Source organism: Rhodococcus sp. ARC_M12, from assembly GCF_022810385.1.
In the GTDB taxonomy this organism is placed as follows: Bacteria; Actinomycetota; Actinomycetes; order Mycobacteriales; family Mycobacteriaceae; genus Rhodococcoides; species Rhodococcoides navarretei.
The window spans coordinates 76,518-98,031 of sequence record NZ_JALGQI010000015.1 but is presented as its reverse complement, the minus strand read 5'-3'; the positions used below and the strand labels follow the sequence as shown (position 1 = coordinate 98,031).

The following is a 21,514-nucleotide window of genomic DNA, read 5'->3' as shown; positions in this document are numbered from 1 at the left end:
GTTGTGTCGTGGTCGCATTCGGACTCATCGACGAGTGGAAGCCGGCTCCAGGACCGCTCACCACGTGGTCGCCCACCGTCGCCTCACGAGCTGCCGCCGCGGCTGCGCCCGCCCACCCGGCACCCCCCTCGCACATCCAGCAGGCGTACCTGGAAGCTGCCTACCGCAACCGGGGGTCGTCGTTCCGCTTCTCCCGGTTGTGCCTGGTGACGTTCCGAATCGAAGGCGCACTGGACCGCTCGGCGATGGGCCAGGCGTTCAATACGTTCGTCACCCGACACGATTCCTTCTGCAGCTGGTTCTCCACGACGGCCGAGGGTTCGACGCGCCACCTCGTCGATGCCGCCGACATCGCGCTCGAGCCAACCGATTTCGGAGTACCCTCGGACTCCGAGGCCATTCGGCGTCATGTGCAGGACAGCACGCCCGGCCCCGACAGCTGGGATTGCTTCTCCTTCGGGACGATCGAGCACGACGACCACTTCGTGGTGTACGCCGCCGTCGACCATCTCGACACCGACGGCATCTCGCAGGCGCTGACGTACTACGAACTGCGCCAGCTCTACCGCAACGCGGTGACGGGGGAGTCCGACGGACTGTTCACCCCCGGCAGCTATCTCGAGTACTGCCGGCGCGAACGGCTGGAGAGCGACGCCACAACCCTCGACAGTCCTGCGGTCCAGACCTGGATCGACCTGGTCACCGACAACGGTGGAGATCTTCCGACGTTCCCACTCCCGTTGGGGCGCAGCAGTGTCGACTACACACGAACGTCTCACAGCTCGTTCCCGCTGTTCGACGGCGCGAGGGCGCGGGCCGTGGACGAGGCGTGTGCAGCCGTGGGAGTCAAGTTCATCGGCGGCATCTTCGCCGCAGCAGCCCTGGCGGAGTACGAGCTGGCCGGCCGGAGCAGCTACCTGGGCCTGACGCCCAAGAGCACGCGGTCGACGCCAGGTGAATTCGCGTCCATCGGGTGGTACTCGAGCCTGATTCCCGTGCGTTTCGATCTCGGCGCGCAGCCGACGTTTCTGACCCTCGCAGTCCTCGCGCAACAGGCGTTCGACTCCGGCAAGCTGCTCGCGAACACCTCGTACCACCGGGTACTCGAACTGGCGCAGCCGGAGCACGGGATCACGACGCAGCCCGGTTGGACTGCACCGATGATCTCCTACGTGGACGTTCGTAAGCTTCCCGGGGAAGCCGAACTGGATGCGGCCGGGGCCGGTCTGTACGGAAACCGCGGCAGCTCCGAGGAAGTCTTCATGTGGATCAACCGCTTCGAGGACCACACGGGTGTCGAGTTCCTCTACCCCGGCACCGACGAGGCCGACCGATCGATCGACCTGTACTTCTCGAAGATCGCCGAGATCTTCACGGCCGTCGTCGAATCGGGCGACTACACGCCGCAGATCGCGAGCGTGTTCACGCACGAGCTCCCGGACGTCAGCAGGGTATGACGCACCCGCGCCGCGGTTCGTGGCTCACGCTCGGCGCATGTCTGCTGGCGGTCACGATGCAGATGATCGACGTCACCGCCGTCACCGTGGCGTTGCCGTCGATCGGTCGTGATCTGGATGCATCGGGCGCACAGCAGGTCTGGATTCCGACGGCGTACCTACTCGCGTTCGCATGCGCGCTCCTGACGATGGCCCGGGTGGGGGAGGTGTTCGGGCGCAGAACCGTGTTCGTCACCGGGACTGCACTGTTCGCGGTGACATCGATGCTCTGCGCGTACGCGCCCACCGTCGAGTTGCTCGTCCTCGGTCGCGTGCTGCAAGGGCTTGCCGGAGCGGCGATGTCGGCTCAGACGGTGGCGATCGTGACCGCCGCGTACTCCGGCACCAGGCGCACCATCGCGTTCGCGCTGTACGGCGGCACCGCGGGGCTGGCCGGACTCGCCGGACCGTCCATCTGCGCACTGCTGCTGCACCTCGACATCTTCGGAACGGGCTGGCGCGCACTATTTCTGATCAACGCGCCGATCGCTCTGGCCGCTGTTGCGATCGGCCGACGGTTCGTCTCCCCGGGTTCCGAGCATGTTCGAGTCGGTAGCGGTGGGCGGTTCGACCCCGTCGGTGCTGCCCTGTGGTCGATCGGCGCACTGCTGATCGTCTATCCCGTCATGGCGAGTTCGAGCTTCTTTGCTGCTCTACCCGCCGTGGTGCTCGGTCTGGCAACACTGACGGGATTCACGGTGTGGGAACGGCGACGACGGGCAGCCGGAGCGCACGTCATGGTGAACATCGGCGTATTCGGTGAGCGCGGATTCTCGTTGGGCTGCACCGTCTCGGCTCTCGTGTACGGCACGTTCACCGGATTCATCCTGACGATGTCGGTGACTCTGCAGACCGGCCTGGGGAACAGCGCGTCGACGGTGGGAGCGATCACCGTCCCCTTCGCGCTCGGGGCCGTCGTCGCGTCCGTGGCCGCGCCGGTGTCGTTCCGGCGCTGGGATTCTCGGGTCGTGGCGGCGGGCGCGGCGGCGATGGGGATATCGCTGTTCGTCCTCGGCGTCACCACGGATTACCTCGATCGAGCCGGCTTTTCCTGGTGGATGGCGATCCCTCTGATTCTGGTCGGTGCGGGCTTGGGCTCGGTGATCGCACCGCTGCAGAGCACCATCGTCGCTGGGGTCGAGCCGCACTCGCTCGGCTCGGCTTCGGGAATTCTGCCGACCGTCCAACAAGTGGGATCGGCGGTGGGAACCGCAACGACCGGTGCCGTGTACTTCGCTCTGCTTCCCTCGGAGCCGGTCGCTGCCGACTACCTGGCGTCGCAGCGGACGGTGCTGTTCGGTCTGGCCGCGACCATGGTGGTGGCCACGATGATCGCGGCCGCTCTACCGCGAGGCGATCGCAGGCCTGCCGACCGCGACCCATCGATGGTCTCCGCCGGTGCACCGTGATGCCTCCGAAAACAATTGAGCAACAACGCAATCACCCACTGTTTCACCCGAATCAGGTGTTCGGGCCGATCGAAATCGAGAAGAGTTACACCATGCTTCGCACCTTCGTGACCTCTACGCTCGTCGTCGGGCTGATGTCGATGTTGCTCGTCTGTGCACCTCAGGCGTCGGCTGCGCCCACCGGTCCGACACCGGTGTCCGGCACCCTGTACGCGTCGGTACCGGATCTGTCCGGAACCAGCAACGGTGACGTCCTCGATACCAGGCGATTTTCGAGTCCGCTGTATCCCGGAGCCGACGTCTGGCAGATCCAGTATCGCTCGTCCGACTCCAGGGGCGACGCGATCGCTGCGGTGACGACCGTCCTCGCAGCTGCGAACCGCGTACCCGGTGGCCCTCTGCTGTCCTATCAGCCGTTCGTCAACGCGCTCGGGTTGCAGTGCGCACCGTCGGAATCACTGTTCGGTGCCGATCCGACGACCGGTGTTCAGGAGCGCGAGTTTCTCAACCTGGCACTGATGCGAGGTTGGTCGGTCGCGGTGCCGGACCACCTCGGACCCGACAGTGCTTACGGCGCAGCAAAACTGGGTGGTCAGATCACGCTGGACGGTATTCGCGCCGCGCAGCGAGTTCCCGAGCTCGGGCTGTCGGCCGGTCCGGTAGGAATGGCCGGGTACTCCGGTGGTGGCATGGCGACGGCCTGGGCTGCAGCGCTCGCTCCGAGCTATGCGCCCGAGCTGAACATCGTCGGTGCCGCAGCCGGTGGTGTTCCGGCGGACCTGGACAACATCGCTCGCTCGCTCGGCTTCCAGCCGCACCAGGCATTCGGGCTCGCCTTTGCTGCCGCTCTCGGCCTCGAACGCGAATACCCCGATCGTCTGCCGATCACCGCGCAGCTCAATCCCGCAGGCCTGGCGCTGAAGGATCAGGTCTCGAACGCGTGCACACCGGTGATCCTGGCGACCGGAGCCTTCAAGAGCGCCCTGGCGGTCTCCACCACGACGTCGCTGGTGGACAGTCCGGAGGCGCAGCAGATCATCGACGAGAACAGTTTGGTGCGGTATCCGGGTGTTCCCACCGCACCCACGCTTCTGTGGGGAAGCGACAACGACCCGCTCATTCCGATCACTGCATTGCGTGACACCGCGGCGAGGTACTGCGCCAGTGGGGCGACCCTGCAGTTCGACGTCGTGCATGCTCCGCAGCACATTCAGGCCGCATTCGAGGGACTGCCGGCAGCTCTGACGTTCCTCGACAACAGGTTTCGGGGTGTCGCACCGCCGACGAACTGCATCCGATGAGACTGTTCGCACGTGCCGTGGTTGCTGCGACCACCGCTCTGGTCGTGTCCACCACGCCTGCTCATGCAGCGGAACTTCCGGTGCTGGCACCGCAGTCGCTCGGCGACTTCTCGGTGCAGACTCGCTACTTCGACGTCGCAGTGGGCCCCGAACGTGATCAGCACTGCACCGTCGTGGGTGACATCTACGTTCCGGCCGGGCTCGGACCGGAGCGCCGCGCCCCGGCCATCCTGACCAGCAACGGGTTCGGGGGGTCCAAGGACGACCAATCGGGTGCCGCGGCGAGATTCGCCACTCACGGCTACGTGGTTCTGTCCTACTCCGCATTGGGTTTCGGTGGCTCGACATGCAAGATCTACTTCGCGGATCCCGACTACGACGGCATGGCCGCGTCGGCGCTGATCGGCTACCTTGCCGGCGACAACGACGGCGTATTCACCGACGCTGCTCTGTCTGCGGAAGCTCCCGCTCTCGATGTGGTTCGCCTCGATGCTCCGCAGGATCCCCGCGTCGGGTATCTCGGTGGGTCCTACGCCGGCGCAACAGGATTGGCGACCGCATCGATGGATTCGCGACTGGACACGGTGGCGTCGATGATCACCTGGAACGACCTGTCGCGTTCGCTGGCACCGGAGGCGACCGGCCGACGGCCGGTGGGGCCGATCAAGAGCGTGTTCGGGTCGGCCTTTCTGGCGGCCGGAGCGATCCTGACCGGTCCGCTCGGTTACGCCGCCGATCCGGCACGGGCGGCGGGGTGCCCGAACTATGCCGAGTGGGTGTGCGACGCGGCACTCGATTTTGCTGCGAACCGGCAGCCGGGCCCGGCAACTCTGGCGGCCATGCGTCATGTCTCACCCGTCGACTATCTCGATCGTGTCGACGTTCCGGTTCTGCTCGCCCAGGGGCAGAAGGATTCGTTGTTCGGCCTCGACGAAGCCGCCGCTACCTTCGAGGCGCTGCGGTCGCGCGGGGTGGAGACGTCGATGATCTGGCATTCGTGGGGTCACAACGATCGCAAGGGCTATCCGGGCGAGTTCGACATCAAGGCACCCGACCCGTTCGCCCAGCACGAGGCGGCCCTCGTCGGCAACTGGCTGGACCGACACCTCAAAGATCGCGACGTCGACCCGGGCCCGGCATTCACCTATTTCCGGGACTGGGTGCCCTACACCGGCGTCGCGTCGCCGGCCTACGTCGAATCCGAGACATTCCCCGTCGGTGCCCGCCGCGCGTTCCGATTGTCCAATGGAGTGCTGTCCGAGGGTGATTCGACGAATGATGCGTGGACGCAGACGATTCGGGGTGCAGGTGCGTCGATGCCCACCACGTTCGGACTCCCGAATCTCGCGGCCGAATTGCCTGTGCCGCGGGTCTCGCTACCCGGTTCTGCCGCGTCCTGGACAACCGCGCCGCTCACCGAACCCGTCGACGTGGTCGGCTCACCGGAGTTGTCCATCGGTCCCACGGTGTCCGGTCCCGCGACGGTCTTCGTCACCGTCCTCGACGTGGCACCGAACGGTGTGCGGAGCCCGATTCACGGACTCGTCGCACCGGCCGTACTCACCGGATCTGGGGACCCGGTGACGATCTCGCTGCCCAGCATCGTTCATCGATTCGACCGCGGTCATCGCGTCGGGGTCGAGATCACCGCGTCGGATCCGTCCTTCGCCGGTGGGCCGGGTCCAGCGGACGTGACCGTCTCCTCGGCGGATCCGATCAACCAATTCTCGTTGCCCACAGTGCCGTGACACTTCGATTCGATTTCTCCGAAAGGCTCGCCGTGATCCGAAAACTTCTTGCCCTTGGCTCCATTCTGGTGGCACTCTGCGCGTCCCTGTTCGCAACGGGCGCAACAGCTTCGGCGGATCCCACGCCGACGATCCCCGATCCGGACATCTTCTACGCGGCACCGGCCGACATCGCCGATCACGCGCCGGGTGACATCCTGGCCAGCCGTCGGGCCGACGCATGGATGTATCCCAATACCGACATCTGGCAACTCAAGTACCGGTCGACCAATTCCGCAGGTGCCCCCGTCGCCGCCGTGACCACCGTGCTGATGCCCCGCGGTAGAGGTGCGGGAACGCCACTCGTGTCGTATCAGGCAGTGATCAATGCCCTGGGCGTCAAATGTGCACCGTCGCATGGTCTCTTCACGTACGAGATCGGCGAAGCCCCGAGCCTGTACCTCGGAATGGTGGCCCGCGGTTGGGCGGTTGCGGTGCCGGATTACCTCGGACCGACCGGTGCCTACGGCGCTGCCGAGTACGAAGGTCGGTTGACGCTCGACGGCGTTCGGGCCGTGCAGAACTTCGAGCAGTTACCGCTGAAGGACAGCCCCGTTGCACTGCTGGGTTACTCCGGAGGTGCACTGGCGACATCGTGGGCCGGTGCGATGGCACCCACATACGCCCCCGAGCTGAACATCGTGGCCAGCGTGCACGGTGGAACGCCCGCCGACTTGGGGTTGATCGCAAAGAACCTGGGCTACAGCGCGATTCCGCACCCGGCCTTCGGAATGGCGCTGGCGGCATCGCTCGGACTCGAACGTGAATACCCGACCGAGTTCCCCGTCTCGGAAAACCTCAATGCGGCGGGCCTGGCGCTGCGAGATCGCGTGAGCAACGAATGCCGGCGCCCCATCATCATCGGTGGAGCGTTCAAGAGCGCCCGGGACCTGTCGAACGTCGACATCGCCTCGCTGCCCTCGGCGCAGGCGGTATTGAAGAAGAACAGTCTCGTCGACTACGAGGGCGTGCCCTCGGCCCCGGTGTACATCTGGCACGGAATCAACGACTTCATCACCCCGTTCGCGCCGATGAAGGAGACGGTCGACCGATACTGCGCAGCCGGTGCCACGGTGCAGTTCAGGGCGTATCCACTCGCGGAGCACTTCAGCGGATCGCTCGTCGGACTGCCCGAGGCCTACGCCTACGTGGACGCCCGATTCCGAGGTGAGCCGGCACCGTCGAATTGTGGCTGACGCCTTTCGCCCGTCGTGACCTCACACCCAGTGTGCAGACCGCGCGCCCCTGCTCCGAAGTGAGCGGGGGCGCGCAGTCGGTAACAGGGGTGTGAGGTTGCCGTGGAACCCAGGCGATGTTCGCTGCGTCCAACCAGATGTGAGTGCAACGCGGTGGTGGGTGGCGGGTGTGGTCGGCGTGATGGTGTCGGTCGCTGGATGTGGCGGGGCGACGGAGGATGCGCCGGTCGCAGAGTCGGCAACGAGCTCGGTGGTTGCGACGCCGTTGGCAGAGAAGCCATGGGATCCCTGCACGATTCCGGACAGTGCAGTGGAGGCAGCGGGATTGGATGTGGGGAGCAAGAGTACGAACCTGTTCGGAGAAGCGCCGCTGTCCACCGACTGGATGACCTGCATCTGGACGGACCCCGAGCCTGGGTCGTGGTACTTCCTGGGCATGTTCTCGGGCTTCCACTCACTGGACGATCTGCGACGAAATGATCGATTCGGCCAGTTCTCGAAGGTCGACGACCTCGGCGGTTACCAGTTCTTGCGCGCCGACCGTCCGTCCGGACGAAGTTGTGGCATGGCATTCGAGGTGGAGAAGGGTCTGGTGTATTTCGTCCTCGACACTCGCGCGGCGAGCGAGCCAGCAATAGATCCGTGTGTGGAAATCGAGAATATTGCGCGCACCACGCGCGCATCGCTCCCACCTATTTCGAGCTGAACTGGAGGGGATGACTGTGGGACAAAACTCTGGGGATCTGTTCGACTCGATGCAGTACTGGCGACATATGTCGGATCAGGCCGGAGCCGGAATTCTGGAGATACCGGAAGATGTTGCGGCGCAGTGTGACGCTGCATGCGTCACGTACATCGCCCATCTGGAGGGCATGGTGCAAAAGACCGAGTTTCTCGTCGATCTCGAGGCATTCGGCACGCTTCCTTCAGCTCGACAGCTGGGGCGCAAGTTCAAGCGAGTCGCCGATGGGGAAGAGCGGTCGGCGGCTGTCGCGATCAGGCAGCACATCGAGGTCATCGAACTGATGCGGTCGGTGTTCAAGCGTTATTTCGTCGACACCGAAGAGCTCGATCGGAGTGTGGGCGCTCGTATCGGCGGTATCGGGGCCGGCCTGGGGGAGTGAGTCCGCAACCTCACACCTTTTCTGCACACCTCACACCCCCGCTATGACGTGAACCCAGGCGCTCGGTCGGCACAAAGGGTGTGAGGTCCCGTAGATCAACGCGACGAAGCGTCGAACAGTGTCTGAAATGTCCGTAGTGCCAACTCCTGCAACACAATCGAGACAACATTCGCGAATCGGATGCCTTACTCTGCCTTCGTGAATCTCTCCACGGCACGGCTGGTTCGGATGCGACCGCGCGACCCGAAGGAACCGCATCGCTCCGCGAGCCCGCTCGAGTTGTTCTTCGACCTGGTGTTCGTGGTCGCCGTCAGCATCGCCGCGGTGCAACTCCATCACGCCCTCACCGAGAATCACGTGCGCGACGGCATCATCAGCTACCTACTGGTGTTCTTCGCGATCTGGTGGGCGTGGATGAACTTCACGTGGTTCGCCACCTCCTTCGACACCGACGACTGGCTCTATCGCACGCTGACCGTCGTACAGATGGCCGGAGTTCTGGTCCTGGCCGCTGGAGTCGACTCGGCGTTCAACGACAAGAACTTCACCATCGTCGTGATCGGTTACATCGTGATGCGCATCGCCATGGTGACCCAATGGCTGAGGGCGTCGAGACACGACGAACTTCGCAAGACTGCGCTGACCTACGCGACAGGCATTGCGGGAGTGCAGGTTCTGTGGATTCTCTGGGTGCTGTTGCTCGACGGCACCACTGCCGTCGTGGTGTTCCTCGCCCTGGCCGCAGTCGAGATGTCGGTGCCCCTGATCGCCGAGCGCAAGGGAACCACCCCCTGGCATCCGCACCACATCACCGAGCGCTACGGACTGTTCACCCTGATCCTGCTCGGAGAGAGTTTGCTGGCCTCGGCCAACGCCATCATCGAAGCGCTGCACGACAAAACTGCACTGGCACCGTTGATCTCGATCTCGATCCTCACCGTGATCGTCACCGCGAGCCTGTGGTGGATCTACTTCTGGCCCCCGCATCACCGGGCGATCGGAATGTTCGGCAACTCGGTGGTCTACGGTTACGCGCACTACTTCATCTTCGCGGCAGCGGGTGCGTTCTCGGCCGGCATCGAGGTCGAGATCGACGTGCTGACCGAGCACAGCGCGCTCGGCGACGTAGCCGCGTCGTTCACCGTCACGATCCCGATCGCGGTGTTCGTGCTCGGTGTCTGGCTGATCGCCATCCGCGCCCACGCGGACCGCGTCGTCAACATCGCAGTTCCGGTCGGTGCTGTGCTCGTGTTGTTCGACCCGATCATCCCCATCCCGATCACCCTCACGGCAGTCGTCATGATCATCATGGTCGGCGTCCTCGTCGCACGCGGGCCAACCAGCGACGAGCATGAGAAACTGGCCACATGAGTATCGGAACATTGATCCTGCTTCGCCACGGCGAGAGCGAATGGAACGCCTCCAATCAGTTCACAGGTTGGGTGGACGTGCGACTGACCGAGAAGGGTGAGGCCGAGGGCAAGCGTGCCGGCCAGCTTCTGGCCGAGGCGGGCGTCCTGCCCGACCTGCTCTACACCTCGCTGCTGCGCCGCGCGATCAGCACCGCCAACCTCGCACTCGACGCGGCCGACCGGCACTGGATCCCGGTGGTCCGCGACTGGCGTCTGAACGAACGGCACTACGGCGCGCTCCAAGGTCTGAACAAGGCCGAGACCAAGGACAAGTACGGCAACGAGCAGTTCATGCTGTGGCGTCGTAGCTACGACACCCCGCCGCCCGCCATCGAGGTCGGCAGCGAGTTCAGTCAGGATGCCGATCCCCGCTACGCCGATCTGGACAGCGTTCCGCTGACCGAGTGCCTCGCAGACGTCGTCGAGCGGCTCATCCCGTACTTCGAGGAGACGATCGTCGCCGATCTGAAGGCAGGCAAGAACGTCCTCGTCGCTGCGCACGGCAACTCGCTTCGCGCGCTGGTGAAGTACCTCGACGAGATCTCCGACGCCGATATCGCCGAACTGAACATCCCCACCGGAATCCCGCTGCAGTACGACCTCACCGAATCGGGCGGCAAGTTGAAGCCCACCAACCCCGGCGGGACGTATCTCGACCCGGAAGCCGCGGCTGCAGGTGCAGCCGCCGTGGCAAACCAGGGCGGTAAGTAGCTTCACCTCCGACAAACCGACCTTTTGTCGTAACTGCAGGTGAACGATCGAAGAACACTGCCGACGAGGACTATGACGACCAGGGAAATGCCTGCACCCTGCGTATGTGAGCTGTCCATCGAACGTACGATTCCGGTGTGAGTGTTGCATCGGCCGTACTGCTGGCTATCGCCGCGGCCTTCGTGGGATACCTCGTCGGCGGTGTTCTGATTCCCTACCTCAATACTCGACACTCGGAGCGTCGTCGCGCCACGTCCGGTCTGACGATGTCGCAGGTACTGGACCTGATCGTCCTCGCGTCGGAGAGCGGTATCGCCGTTGTCGACCAGTTTCACGACGTGGTGCTGTTCAACCCACGCGCCGAGGAGTTGGGCCTGGTGCGTAACCGTCTGATCGACGACCGGGCCTGGGATGCCGCGCTCAAAGTCCTCGCCGACGGCAACCCCGTCGAAGTCGACCTCAGCTCGAAGAATCCGAGAACCGGCCGCGACAAGATCGCCGTCCGCGGAGTCGCGCGTCTGCTGAGCAAAGAAGACAAGCGCTTCGTGGTGCTGTTCGCCGACGACGACTCCGAGCAGGTCCGGATGGAGGCGACGCGTCGGGACTTCGTGGCCAACGTCAGCCACGAGCTCAAGACGCCCGTCGGCGCGATGAGTCTGCTGGCCGAGGCGCTTCTCGAATCGGCCGACGATCCCGATTCCGTCCGGCACTTCGGCGGCAAGGTCGTTGCCGAGTCCAAACGCCTCGGCAACATGGTCACCGAACTGATCGCACTCTCGCGATTGCAAGGGGCCGAGAAGCTGCCCGATCTCGAGGTCGTCGACGTCGACACGGTCGTCAACGAAGCGATGGACCGGTCGAAGCTCGCCGCCGAGAACGCCGGAATCTCCGTCACCACCGACCACCCGAGCGGTCTCGAAGTTCTCGGCGATCAGGCGCTGCTGGTGACGGCCCTGGCCAACCTCATCCAGAACGCCATCGCCTACTCCTCGGACGGTGCGCCCGTGTCGGTGAGCCGAGCCCTACGCGGAGACAATGTGGCGTTCGCCGTCACCGATCGCGGCATCGGCATTGCCAAGGGAGACCAGGAACGCGTCTTCGAAAGATTCTTCCGCGTCGACAAAGCTCGGTCGCGGGCAACCGGCGGCACAGGCCTTGGCCTGGCCATCGCCAAACACGTCGCAGCCAACCACAACGGCAGCATTTCGCTGTGGAGCAAGCTGGGCACCGGATCCACCTTCACCCTCCAGATCCCTGCGTACTTCGAAGAAGAAGACGACGCCTCGGTTACAGAAAGAGAGAATCAGTGACCAACGTTCTGATCGTGGAAGACGAAGAGTCGTTGGCCGATCCGCTGGCCTTCCTGCTTCGCAAGGAAGGTTTCGAGGCCACCGTCGTCGGAGACGGACCCTCGGCACTCGCGGAATTCGATCGTGCAGGAGCCGACATCGTGTTGCTCGACCTCATGCTCCCCGGCATGAGCGGAACCGACGTGTGCAAGCAATTGCGTTCACGCTCAGGCGTTCCCGTCATCATGGTGACCGCGCGCGACAGTGAGATCGACAAGGTCGTCGGCCTCGAACTCGGTGCCGACGACTACGTCACCAAGCCGTACTCGGCACGCGAACTCATCGCCCGCATCCGCGCGGTTCTGCGCCGCGGCTCCGATGCCGAGGTCGACGGTGGAGTCGACACCGGGGTGCTCGAAGCGGGCCCGGTGCGAATGGACGTCGAACGTCACGTGGTGATGGTCGGGTCGGACCAGATCACGTTGCCGCTCAAGGAGTTCGACCTGCTCGAATACCTGTTGCGCAACTCCGGCCGAGTGCTCACCCGCGGACAGCTGATCGACCGCGTGTGGGGAGCCGACTACGTGGGCGATACGAAGACACTCGACGTGCACGTCAAGCGACTGCGCTCGAAGATCGAGGCGGACCCGGCCAAGCCGGAGCACCTCGTCACCGTGCGCGGACTCGGTTACAAGCTCGAAGGGTAGCGATCTGGTCGACTTCCCCCGAAGTTTAAGATTCAAGTACTAACGACGAATCTTGTGACAAGGGAAGTGATTGCATGAAGGCCTTGCAGTATCGAACCATCGGCTCACGCCCGGAACTGGTCGAGATCGAGAAGCCGACGCCCGCAGCATCGGAAATCCTGCTGCGCGTGACGGCCGCAGGAGCCTGTCACTCGGACGAGTTCATCATGGGCGTCTCCGAGGAGGAGTACTTCTTCAAGCCGGTTCCGCTGACGTTGGGCCACGAGGTGGCGGGCGTCGTCGAAGCCATCGGTGCGGGCGTGACCGACGTCGAGATCGGCGAGTCGGTCCTCGTGTACGGACCGTGGGGCTGTGGCCGCTGCTACCACTGCGCCAAGGGTGACGAGATGAACTGCGAGAAGGGGATGCGCGCGCCCGGCATCTTCAGCGACGGTGGCATGGCCGAATACATGATCGTCGACGACGCCCGCCATCTGGTCCCGCTCGGCGACCTCGATCCCGTCACCAGTGTCTCGCTGACCGATGCAGGCTTGACGCCGTACCGGGCAGTCAAGTCGGCACTGGACAAACTCACGCCGGGCACGACTGCCGTCGTCATCGGTGCAGGCGGACTGGGCCACGTGGCGATCCAGTTGCTCAAGGCACTGACCCAATCGACCGTCGTTGCCCTCGATCTCGGCGACAGGCAACTCGAATTCGCCACCGAAGTCGGTGCGGACCACGTCTACCGGTCCGAGCCCGGTGCAGCCGATTCGGTCAAAGGTCTGACTCGTGGACTCGGCGCAGACGTCGTGTTCGATTTCGTCGGTATTCAGCCCACCGCAGACCTCGCCGCGGCCATGGTGGCCACCGCAGGCCACGTTGTGGTGGTGGGGGTTGCCAGCGGCGCAGTCCAGATCGGCCAGCGCACGGTGCCGCTCGATGTGACAGGCCGTGCGATCAACTGGGGTTCGCGTGCCGAGTTGATCGAGGTGGTCGAACTCGCGAAGCGGGGTGCCATCGAGATCCACGTCGAGCGGCACAGCCTCGACGAGGCCACCGAGGCATACGACAAGTTGCACGCCGGAGAAATCAAGGGCCGCGCGGTCATCGTTCCCTGACTCCAGGGTTATCGTGCGCGGAAATTCGTAGTGGGCTACGAATTTCCGTGCACGTGCGGCGCAGCCGCTCTATCGGCGCTGAGCTTCACGAGTGGCGGGATGTACGGCGATCAGACCGAGGCCGCGGCGACGCTTGCACAGCGACGCCAATTCGTCGTAGGCGGCTTTGCCGAGCAGTTCGGTCAATTCGGGCTTGTAGGACTCGAACACCTGCTTGGCACCGACGTGCGCGTCTGGCGAGCCCGAGCAGTACCAGTGCAGATCGAGTCCACCCTCGCCCCAGCCGCGTCGGTCGTATTCGCCGATGGTGGTCTTGAGGATCTCGGAGCCGTCGGGCCGCGTCACCCAATCCTGGGTGCGTCGGATCGGCAGCTGCCAGCACACGTCGGGCTTGACCTCGAGCGGTTCGATGCCCTTGCGCAGTGCCATCGAGTGCAAGGCGCACCCGATGCCACCCTCGAACCCGGGTCGGTTCTGGAAGATGCACGCACCCTTGTAGCGCCGCGTACGGAGGGACTGCTCGTCGTCGAGATCGTCGTATTCGACGTATCCCTTCTTGCCCAGACCCTTGTCCATGAGCTGCCAGTCCTGTGGGGTGAGCAACTTCACCGACTCGTCGAGCTTGCGTTTGTCGTCCTCGTCGGACAGGAATGCACCGTGCGAACAGCAGCCGTCGTCCGGCCGACCTTCGACGGTTCCCTGACACGCCGGAGTGCCGAACACGCAGGTCCAGTTGGACAGCAACCACGTCAGATCCGCGGCGATGAGGTGTTCCGGATTGTCGGGGTCCGGAAACTCGACCCATTCTCGGGGAAAATCCATCTCGACCTCTGCAGCGAACGACTGCTGCTCACGACCTGATGTCACAAAGGACGACGGTAGACCCAGTACCGTGGGTCTGTGCGATTAGGGGTGCTCGTGGAGGATGCCCACCGTGGCGTGGGAACCTCGACGGGGTGTCGTTCGTTGGCTCGCTCGACCGGTGCAGCGCCTTCCGGGGCCGGTCCGAGGGCGACGCGGGCACAGACCGCGAGCGGCTCGAGGCAACTCATGGCCTTCGGATCGCGGATGACGGCAGTCGACCGTGCAGAATTGGAAGGCGTCAGGGCTGACAGGTCACCACGACCGGTGGCCGTGGCTCCGGTAGCGGAGGCGAACATGCGGGCATCGACGGTGCAGTCGCTCGAGATCCGTCCGTGGGCGCTGAGGGAAGGTTTGATCGTGAGGAAGCTGGACACCGTAATCGACGGCGATGTGGTGGGGAGTTCGATATGAGCGACGCCAACCCGGAAGACACCGGACAGATCTCGGTTGCCGAGTTGCTGGCCCGAAACGGCCAGAAGACGAACCTGAGCGCAGGCGGACGCCGTCGCCGTGGCGTCACCGGCGGGATCTCCGTCGCCGAACTGACCGGTGAGATACCCGTCGTGCGCGACGAGCCCGGTAACCGCAGCGCCCCGGTGGTCGAGACGCCTGCGGTCGACGCCTCCGAGCCCGAGACACCCGACGTCGCACCGGCAGAGCCCCGGAACAGCGACGATGCATCCGCGGCTGTCTCCTCCCGCCCTCAACCGGCCCGGCCGCAGGGTGCACGCCCGACTCCGTTCCAACCCGCAGGCAGGCGCGAGAAGCAGCAGCCCGAGCCCGAATTGCTGTCCGGCTCCACCACGGTTGCCGGGGACCTGCTGAACCGCTCGCACGACGACACCGAACGCGGATTGCGGCCGGCTGCGCCCACCACGCCGGAACGGTTGCCGTACGGCTCGAAGTCGGCCGAGCAGGGCCGGGCCCGCACGCCTGCAGGATTCGCGCCGCCGCGACAGGTCGAGGTGGCCGAGCCGAACACGGACGTCGCCCCGCGAGCCGCAGTGATCGACGTCGACGATCTGGCCAAGACGGCGGTGGCTCCGCGCATCAAGCGCGACGACGACCGAGCGAACTCGACCGACGAGGAGGCCGGCAGCACGCCCCCCGCCGCCACCGAAACCGTCGACCTCGTCAAGCCGAAGACCGGCGACAAGCCCGAGACCGGCGACAAGCCGAAGACCGGCGACAAGACCGAAACCGACGCCGAGGCGAACGACACGGGTGCAGCAACTCGCTCCGGACGCCGCGCGTCGGCCGTCAAGAGCAAGGGCGGTGCCGTCCGCCAGTGGCTGGCGCTCATCGGCCAGGCCGTGGTGTCCATCGTCGTCGGCGCATTGCTGTTCAAGGGTTTCGAGCAACTGTGGGACGTGTTGCCGTGGGTCGCACTGGTGCTCGCGGTACTGGTCATCGTCGGACTCGTCGCCGTGGTGAGAATTCTGCGGCGCACCGACGATCTGATATCCATCGTCATCGCGATCGCCGTGGGTGTGTTCGTCACTCTTGGTCCGCTCGCCTTCCAGCTCAGTACCGGCTGAGCTCGACCGACGATGGCCACCAAGCGAATACCGATCGGGCTGTCCACCGCCTCGGTGTACCCGCAGAACACCGAGGCGGCGTTTCGCTACGCCGCCGATCTCGGCTACGACGGCGTCGAACTGATGGTGTGGGCCGAGTCGGTCAGCCAGGACGTCGACGCAGTGGCTGCTCTGTCGCGGGAGTACTCCATGCCGGTGCAGGCGATTCACGCGCCGTGCCTGCTGATCTCGCAGCGGGTGTGGGGATCCGATCCGATCGCCAAATTGGCCCGCTCGGTCGAGGCGGCCGAGAAACTGGACTCGGCGACGGTCGTGGTGCATCCGCCGTTCCGCTGGCAACGCAAGTACAGCGACGGCTTCTCCGATCAGGTCGCCGAACTCGAATCGAACTCGCACGTGGTGGTCGCCGTCGAGAACATGTTCCCGATGCGGGCCGACCGCTTCTTCGGACGCAAGGAGAAATCCGCGCAGCGCCTCGAACGACGCGGAGGCCCCGGAGCGGCACTGTCGGCGTTCTCACCGTCCTACGACCCGACAGACGTCGGCCACGGTCATTACACGCTCGACCTCTCCCATACGGCCACCGCGGGCTCCGACGCGCTCGACATGCTCGACCGGATGGGTGAGGGCCTCGCGCACCTGCATCTGGCCGACGGCAGGGGCGCATCGGTCGACGAGCACCTGATCCCCGGCCACGGCAGCCAGCCGTGCGTGGAGGTGTGCACCGAACTGGTCCGCCGCGGCTTCGAGGGGCAGGCGGTGATCGAGATCAACACGCAGAATGCGCGAACGGTCCCCGAGCGGTCGTCGATGCTCGGGCAGGCACTGGAGTTCGCCCGCGCACACCTGTCCTGAGGCCGACGGTAAGTTGTCGGGAATGAGTTCTGCCAGCCCCTTCACAGCCGCTACCACCCTGACCGCGCTCGAGGTCGCCGCCGACACCGCGTCGTTCGCGGGCGCGATCGACTCCACCTGGACCATCGGTCCGAAAGTGCACGGCGGTGCCATGCTCGCCGTCTGCGCGGCGGCAGCGCGCAGGCACATCGTCTCGACCGACCCGGAGCAGGCCGAGATCCAGCCGCTCGCGGTGAGCGTCAGCTACCTGGCCGCTCCCGATCCCGGCGAGGTCGCGCTGACGACGATCGTGCGCAAACGGGGTCGCCAGGTCTCGCACGTCGACGTCGAGCTCACCCAGGCCGGACGCGTTGCCGTGCGAGCGGTGGTCACCCTGGGTCGACCGGATTCCGAGAATCCGCACCACGAGACGCCGACGTCGCTGGCGCAGATGGCCGTCGAGCCTCCCGCCGACACGCTCGCGGTGGCAGGCGATCATCCGATGGCGTCGATCGTGCACGTCGCCAAGGGCTGCGAGATGCGAATCGACGCCACGTCGGCGTCGTTCCTGACCGGTCAGCAGGGTGAGGCGGAGATCCGGCTGTGGGTGCGTCCCTTCGCCGGGGACGAGGCCGACGTCGACACCGCAGTGCTGTTCGCACTGATGACCGGCGACATCTCGGCCCCGGTGACGATGAACCGTGGGATGTTCGGTTGGGCTCCGACCGTGCAGTTGACGACCTACCTGCGCCGCCGTCCGGCACCGGGGTGGCTGCGGGTGGCTGCGACCAGCACCGTCATCGGCAACACCTGGTTCGAGGAGGACCACGTGGTGGTGGATTCGACGGGTGCCGTGGTGGTGCAGAGCAGACAGTTGGCGATGGTGCCGCGCTCGAACTGACATGGCAGGCTTGGCCGCATGACAAGAATTGCAGTGATCGGCGGCGGACGGATCGGCGAGGCGTTGATTGCGGGACTCCTCGAGTCCGGGCACGCGGTACGCGATCTGGTGGTGGCCGAGAAGTCGGAGAACCGCGCCAAGGAGATCGCGAAGGAGTTCGGCGTCCTCACCACGACCGTCGGCGATGCGTCCGAGGGAGCCGACGTGATCGTGCTGGCGGTCAAGCCGGCCGACGTCGAAGGGGCACTGACCGAGATCACCAAGATCGAACTCGACGGCGACCGCGAACAACTCATCGTCTCACTGGCCGCAGGCGTCCCCACCAACAAGTTCGAGCCCAAGCTCCCCGCCGGCTTCCCTGTCGTTCGGGTCATGCCCAACACTCCGATGCTCGTGGGGGAGGGTGTCAGCGTGTTGGCTCCGGGCAAGTACGCCCGCGCGGAGCATCTCGAGCTCGTCCGCTCGATCCTCTCGGCCGTCGGCAAGGTGGTGGTGGTCAAGGAGAACCAGCTCGACGCCGTGACAGCCGTGTCCGGGTCGGGTCCTGCTTATTTCTTCCTGGTGGCAGAGGCCATGATCGACGCGGGAGTGGGCCTTGGATTGAGCCGCGAGGTGGCGTCGGCGCTCGTGGTGCAGACGATGGTGGGCTCGGGAGCAATGCTCGATCGCTCCGACGAGACCGCGAGCGAGCTCCGATACGCAGTGACCTCTCCGGGCGGAACGACCGCTGCTGCCGTGCGTGAATTGGAACGAAACGGCCTCCGAGCAGCGTTTTTCGATGCGCTCGGTGCCGCCAACACCCGATCCGTTGAGATGGGCATCACAGCAGAATAAAAAATCTTTTCCCCACACCTGTCGCAGTAACCCCATCTGTCCCTATAGGCTCGGGGGCAGCACGTGCGTGTCTGTTCGGCAGGAGGGGAAGCCTGCCGCATGAGACGTGCCGGAGGTATGTGGATTGATGGCGTCTATAAACAAGCCGTCCAAGGGTTCGTCCCCGGACGGTCAACCGGCTCTGGCCGGAACGCAGTTCCTCACGGTCGCCGAAGTGGCGACGCTGATGAGGGTTTCGAAAATGACCGTGTACCGACTGGTGCACGGCGGAGAATTGCCCGCTGTACGGGTGGGTCGATCTTTTCGTGTGCACGCCAAGGCGGTGCACGATTATCTCGAGACCTCGTACTTCGACGCAGGCTAGTAGTGCACGCGGGGCCGGTTTCGTAACTACCGGTTCACACCGGTAGGATTGGCGATCGTCGTGCCAGCCAGCCGGTGTGTAGCCGTGGGCGAGTACGTGGCCCCAGCGCCAGCTCGGTGACCGAAGCCCCAGGGCTTGGTTGTCAGGTAGGCGTACGCAAACGGCGTGCGCGAAAACGCTAGAGAAGAACGTGAGGACACCCGCATGGGTTCAGTGATCAAGAAGCGTCGCAAGCGCATGTCGAAGAAGAAGCACCGCAAGTTGCTTCGTCGTACCCGCGTGCAGCGCAGGAAACTCGGCAAATAAGCCTGCCGTCATCTGCTTCACGGCGAAGCCCGTCACCCCTCGGTGGCGGGCTTCTTCCGTTCGAAGACGGCTTTGCTTCTCGCCCGCGCGAACTCCTGCCGATCCAGTAGGCTTTGCGGCGGAACCGATGTTGGGGGTGCGCAATGAGTCCGAGCGATCGTGGCATGGCCGCGCCCCGAGTGGTTCTGGTGACCGGAGCGAGTCGATTTCTCGGCGGTTACCTCGTCACCAGGCTCGCCCAGAACCCGCAGATCGAACGGGTCATCGCCGTCGATGCGAAGTCTCCGAGCAAGGACCTGCTGCGTCGCATGGGTCGCGCAGAATTCGTCCGCGCCGACATCCGTAATCCGCTGATCGGCAAAGTGATCCGCAATGCGGGGGTCGACACCGTCGTACACGCCGCCACCGTGGCCAAGCCCCCGAAGTCCGGTGGTCGGGCCACGATGAAGGATCTCAACGTCATCGGCGCGATGCAGCTGTTCGCCGTCTGCCAGAAGTCGCCTACCGTCGAGAAAGTGGTTCTGCGTTCGTCGTCCTCGGTGTACGGCTGCAGCGCCAAGGACCCGGTGAAATTCACCGAGGAGATGAGTGCTCGACGCCCACCGAGCGGTGCCTACGCACGGGACACCATCGACATCGAGGGATACATCCGCGGACTCGGCCGTCGACGACCGGACATCGCGGTGTCGATTCTGCGGATGGCTCCGCTGATCGGCCCACGATTGAACGGCACCATCTCGCGGTACATGACCTCGCCCCTGATCCCGAGCATCGTCGGCCGCGACGCGCGCATGCAGTTGCTGCACGAGGAAGACGCCCTCGCCGCGCTCGAACGCGCGACCATCGGCGGGTCGGCGGGCACGTTCAACATCGGAGCCGACGGCACGATCATGCTCTCCCAGGCAATTCGTCGTGCCGGCCGAGTTCAGGTGCCGGTGCCGTTCCCACTGTTCAAGAGTGTCGGCCGCGCCCTCATGGGCGGCATGATGCGCGAGTTCACCACCGAGCAACTCGACTACTTCCACTTCGGCTGCGGACTCGACACCACCCGTATGCGGTCCGTCCTCGGCTTCGAGCCGCGGTGGACCACGGTTCAGGCGTTCGACGATTTCGTCAAAGGTGCCGCGCTGCGCCCGGTCCTCAGAACCGAGTGGGTCGACAGCGTGGAGGAACGTATGGTCGCGGCCGTCGAAACCGGCGCGTCGACGGCGCGCGCACTGGCGTCGCTGCGTAGTCGGGAAACAGTGCCTGGTTCGGGAGGGGACGGGTGAGGGACGTGGCCAAAGTGATTCCACTGCACGGTGGCACCACCGGTCGCGCGGCCCGAGCAGCACAGGGCTCGCGTGAACGGCACCCCTCCGCGTACGCAGAACCTCGGGAGCCGACGCCGTTGCTCGACCCGGCCCCGGTCGACGCGGCGGCCGTAACGGCAGCGACAGCAGCACCGTTGCTGTCGATGATCGACGACACCAAGACCACGATCGTCGACCAGATCTCCTCGGTCGCGGAGTTCGTGCGCAGGCGTGTTGCCGGTGACTACAGCGTCGACGAGTTCGGCTACGACCCGCACTTCGCCGACGCCGTCTGGCTGCCGTTGCTGCGACCGCTGTTCGACAAGTGGTTCCGCGTCGAGGTCAAGGGAATCGAGAACATCCCGTCCGACGGCGGCGCGCTCGTCGTCGCCAACCACGCCGGCGTCGTGCCGGTCGATGCGCTGATGGCCTCGGTTGCCGTGCGCGATCATCACCCGGCCCACCGCCCACTGCGAATGTTGGCCGCCGACATGGCATTCGAGATGCCAGGAGTCGGGACGATCGCGCGCAAGGCCGGGCACACCCTGGCGTGCAATCCCGATGCCGAGCGACTGCTGCGCACCGGCGAGGTGGCCGCGGTGTTCCCCGAGGGATTCAAGGGGATCGGCAAGCCGTTCAGCGAGCGGTACAAGTTGCAGCGCTTCGGTCGCGGCGGTTTCGTCTCGGCTGCGCTGCGAACGGGCGCACCGATCATCCCGTGCTCCATCGTCGGGTCGGAGGAGATCTACCCCAAGATCGGCGACATCGCTCCGCTGGCACGACTGATGGGGATGCCGTACTTTCCGGTCACGCCGTTCTTTCCGCACCTCGGTCCGTTGGGGCTGATCCCGTTGCCGTCCAAGTGGTACATCGAGTTCGGCAAGCCGATCCACACCGACTCGTACGACTCCACCGCGTTCGAGGATCCGATGGTGCTGTTCGAGTTGACCGACCACGTCCGCGAAACCATTCAGCACACGCTCTACCGACTGCTTGCCAAGAGACGCAACGTCTTTCTGGGATAGCCGGCACGCCGGGTTATTGTGTGG

21 protein-coding genes and 1 pseudogene are annotated in these 21,514 nt (G+C 65.0%); 21 read left to right on the top strand and 1 reads right to left on the bottom strand.

The genetic code is table 11. The features are described 5' to 3' along the window. Positions 1 to 8: 8 nt before the first annotated feature. The 12 genes from MTX35_RS19065 to MTX35_RS19010 all read left to right on the top strand — a co-directional run bounded on the left by MTX35_RS19065 (position 9) and on the right by MTX35_RS19010 (position 13,532). The gene (locus MTX35_RS19065; RefSeq protein WP_243596457.1) at positions 9 to 1,457 is read left to right on the top strand and encodes a condensation domain-containing protein; all 1,449 of its coding nucleotides are present in this window, start codon (positions 9 to 11) and stop codon (positions 1,455 to 1,457) included. Beyond that, positions 1,454 to 2,905, top strand: a complete 1,452-nt coding sequence (locus MTX35_RS19060) for an MFS transporter (protein WP_243596456.1) — start codon at positions 1,454 to 1,456, stop codon at positions 2,903 to 2,905. The genes MTX35_RS19065 and MTX35_RS19060 overlap by 4 nt, the downstream gene beginning before the upstream one ends. Before the next feature lie 92 nt (positions 2,906 to 2,997). Further along, positions 2,998 to 4,206, top strand: coding sequence for a lipase family protein (locus MTX35_RS19055; RefSeq protein ID WP_243596455.1), 1,209 nt, complete (start codon positions 2,998 to 3,000; stop codon positions 4,204 to 4,206). Next, on the top strand, positions 4,203 to 5,954 hold the full coding sequence (locus MTX35_RS19050; protein WP_243596454.1) for a CocE/NonD family hydrolase: 1,752 nt from the start codon (positions 4,203 to 4,205) through the stop codon (positions 5,952 to 5,954). The genes MTX35_RS19055 and MTX35_RS19050 overlap by 4 nt, the downstream gene beginning before the upstream one ends. A gap of 62 nt (positions 5,955 to 6,016) precedes the next feature. After that, complete coding sequence (locus MTX35_RS19045) at positions 6,017 to 7,189, top strand: lipase family protein (RefSeq protein ID WP_243596528.1); 1,173 nt, start codon at positions 6,017 to 6,019, stop codon at positions 7,187 to 7,189. Between the two features lie 139 nt (positions 7,190 to 7,328). Further along, positions 7,329 to 7,895 carry a DUF3558 domain-containing protein gene (locus MTX35_RS19040; RefSeq protein WP_243596453.1) on the top strand — a complete coding sequence of 189 codons (567 nt, stop codon included), beginning with the start codon at positions 7,329 to 7,331 and terminating at the stop codon, positions 7,893 to 7,895. 10 nt (positions 7,896 to 7,905) lie between these two features. Continuing rightward, positions 7,906 to 8,313, top strand: a complete 408-nt coding sequence (locus MTX35_RS19035; RefSeq protein WP_243596452.1) for a hypothetical protein — start codon at positions 7,906 to 7,908, stop codon at positions 8,311 to 8,313. Positions 8,314 to 8,541: 228 nt separating this feature from the next. Then, positions 8,542 to 9,684, top strand: coding sequence for a low temperature requirement protein A (locus tag MTX35_RS19030; RefSeq protein WP_243596527.1), 1,143 nt, complete (start codon positions 8,542 to 8,544; stop codon positions 9,682 to 9,684). After that, positions 9,681 to 10,436 carry a phosphoglyceromutase gene (locus MTX35_RS19025; RefSeq protein ID WP_243596451.1) on the top strand — a complete coding sequence of 252 codons (756 nt, stop codon included), beginning with the start codon at positions 9,681 to 9,683 and terminating at the stop codon, positions 10,434 to 10,436. The genes MTX35_RS19030 and MTX35_RS19025 overlap by 4 nt, the downstream gene beginning before the upstream one ends. Before the next feature lie 137 nt (positions 10,437 to 10,573). Beyond that, entirely contained in the window at positions 10,574 to 11,746 is a 1,173-nt protein-coding gene (locus MTX35_RS19020; protein WP_243596450.1) for a cell wall metabolism sensor histidine kinase WalK, read from the top strand. After that, a complete protein-coding gene (locus tag MTX35_RS19015) occupies positions 11,743 to 12,432 on the top strand; it encodes a response regulator transcription factor (RefSeq protein ID WP_243596449.1) in 690 nt (229 codons plus the stop codon). The genes MTX35_RS19020 and MTX35_RS19015 overlap by 4 nt, the downstream gene beginning before the upstream one ends. A 74-nt stretch (positions 12,433 to 12,506) precedes the next feature. Beyond that, positions 12,507 to 13,532 carry an NAD(P)-dependent alcohol dehydrogenase gene (locus MTX35_RS19010; RefSeq protein ID WP_243596448.1) on the top strand — a complete coding sequence of 342 codons (1,026 nt, stop codon included), beginning with the start codon at positions 12,507 to 12,509 and terminating at the stop codon, positions 13,530 to 13,532. A 69-nt stretch (positions 13,533 to 13,601) separates the two neighbouring features. On the opposite strand, the gene MTX35_RS19005 is transcribed toward MTX35_RS19010, so the two are convergent. Further along, positions 13,602 to 14,354, bottom strand: a complete 753-nt coding sequence (locus MTX35_RS19005) for a hypothetical protein (protein WP_243596526.1) — start codon at positions 14,352 to 14,354, stop codon at positions 13,602 to 13,604. Positions 14,355 to 14,465: 111 nt separating this feature from the next. On the opposite strand from MTX35_RS19005, the pseudogene MTX35_RS19000 reads away from it, so the two are divergent. From MTX35_RS19000 to MTX35_RS18960, 9 genes and pseudogenes are all read left to right on the top strand, one after another. Beyond that, positions 14,466 to 14,807, top strand: a pseudogene (locus MTX35_RS19000) (hypothetical protein); the annotation flags it as partial. Then, a complete protein-coding gene (locus MTX35_RS18995) occupies positions 14,804 to 15,934 on the top strand; it encodes a hypothetical protein (RefSeq protein WP_243596447.1) in 1,131 nt (376 codons plus the stop codon). The pseudogene MTX35_RS19000 and the gene MTX35_RS18995, both read left to right, overlap by 4 nt. A 12-nt stretch (positions 15,935 to 15,946) precedes the next feature. Next, positions 15,947 to 16,789, top strand: a complete 843-nt coding sequence (locus tag MTX35_RS18990; RefSeq protein WP_243596446.1) for a sugar phosphate isomerase/epimerase — start codon at positions 15,947 to 15,949, stop codon at positions 16,787 to 16,789. 22 nt (positions 16,790 to 16,811) lie between these two features. Further along, positions 16,812 to 17,669 (top strand): thioesterase family protein, encoded by an 858-nt coding sequence (locus MTX35_RS18985; RefSeq protein WP_243596445.1) that lies wholly within the window; start codon positions 16,812 to 16,814, stop codon positions 17,667 to 17,669. A gap of 18 nt (positions 17,670 to 17,687) precedes the next feature. Next, complete coding sequence (proC, locus tag MTX35_RS18980; protein ID WP_243596444.1) at positions 17,688 to 18,503, top strand: pyrroline-5-carboxylate reductase; 816 nt, start codon at positions 17,688 to 17,690, stop codon at positions 18,501 to 18,503. Positions 18,504 to 18,630: 127 nt separating this feature from the next. Beyond that, positions 18,631 to 18,867, top strand: coding sequence for a helix-turn-helix domain-containing protein (locus MTX35_RS18975; RefSeq protein WP_008713658.1), 237 nt, complete (start codon positions 18,631 to 18,633; stop codon positions 18,865 to 18,867). A 204-nt stretch (positions 18,868 to 19,071) separates the two neighbouring features. Then, positions 19,072 to 19,173 (top strand): 30S ribosomal protein bS22, encoded by a 102-nt coding sequence (locus MTX35_RS18970; RefSeq protein WP_003402602.1) that lies wholly within the window; start codon positions 19,072 to 19,074, stop codon positions 19,171 to 19,173. Positions 19,174 to 19,316: 143 nt separating this feature from the next. Next, positions 19,317 to 20,444 carry an NAD-dependent epimerase/dehydratase family protein gene (locus MTX35_RS18965; protein WP_243596443.1) on the top strand — a complete coding sequence of 376 codons (1,128 nt, stop codon included), beginning with the start codon at positions 19,317 to 19,319 and terminating at the stop codon, positions 20,442 to 20,444. Then, positions 20,441 to 21,490, top strand: coding sequence for a lysophospholipid acyltransferase family protein (locus MTX35_RS18960; RefSeq protein WP_243596442.1), 1,050 nt, complete (start codon positions 20,441 to 20,443; stop codon positions 21,488 to 21,490). Before MTX35_RS18965 ends, MTX35_RS18960 begins: the two co-directional genes overlap by 4 nt. Positions 21,491 to 21,514: the final 24 nt, after the last annotated feature.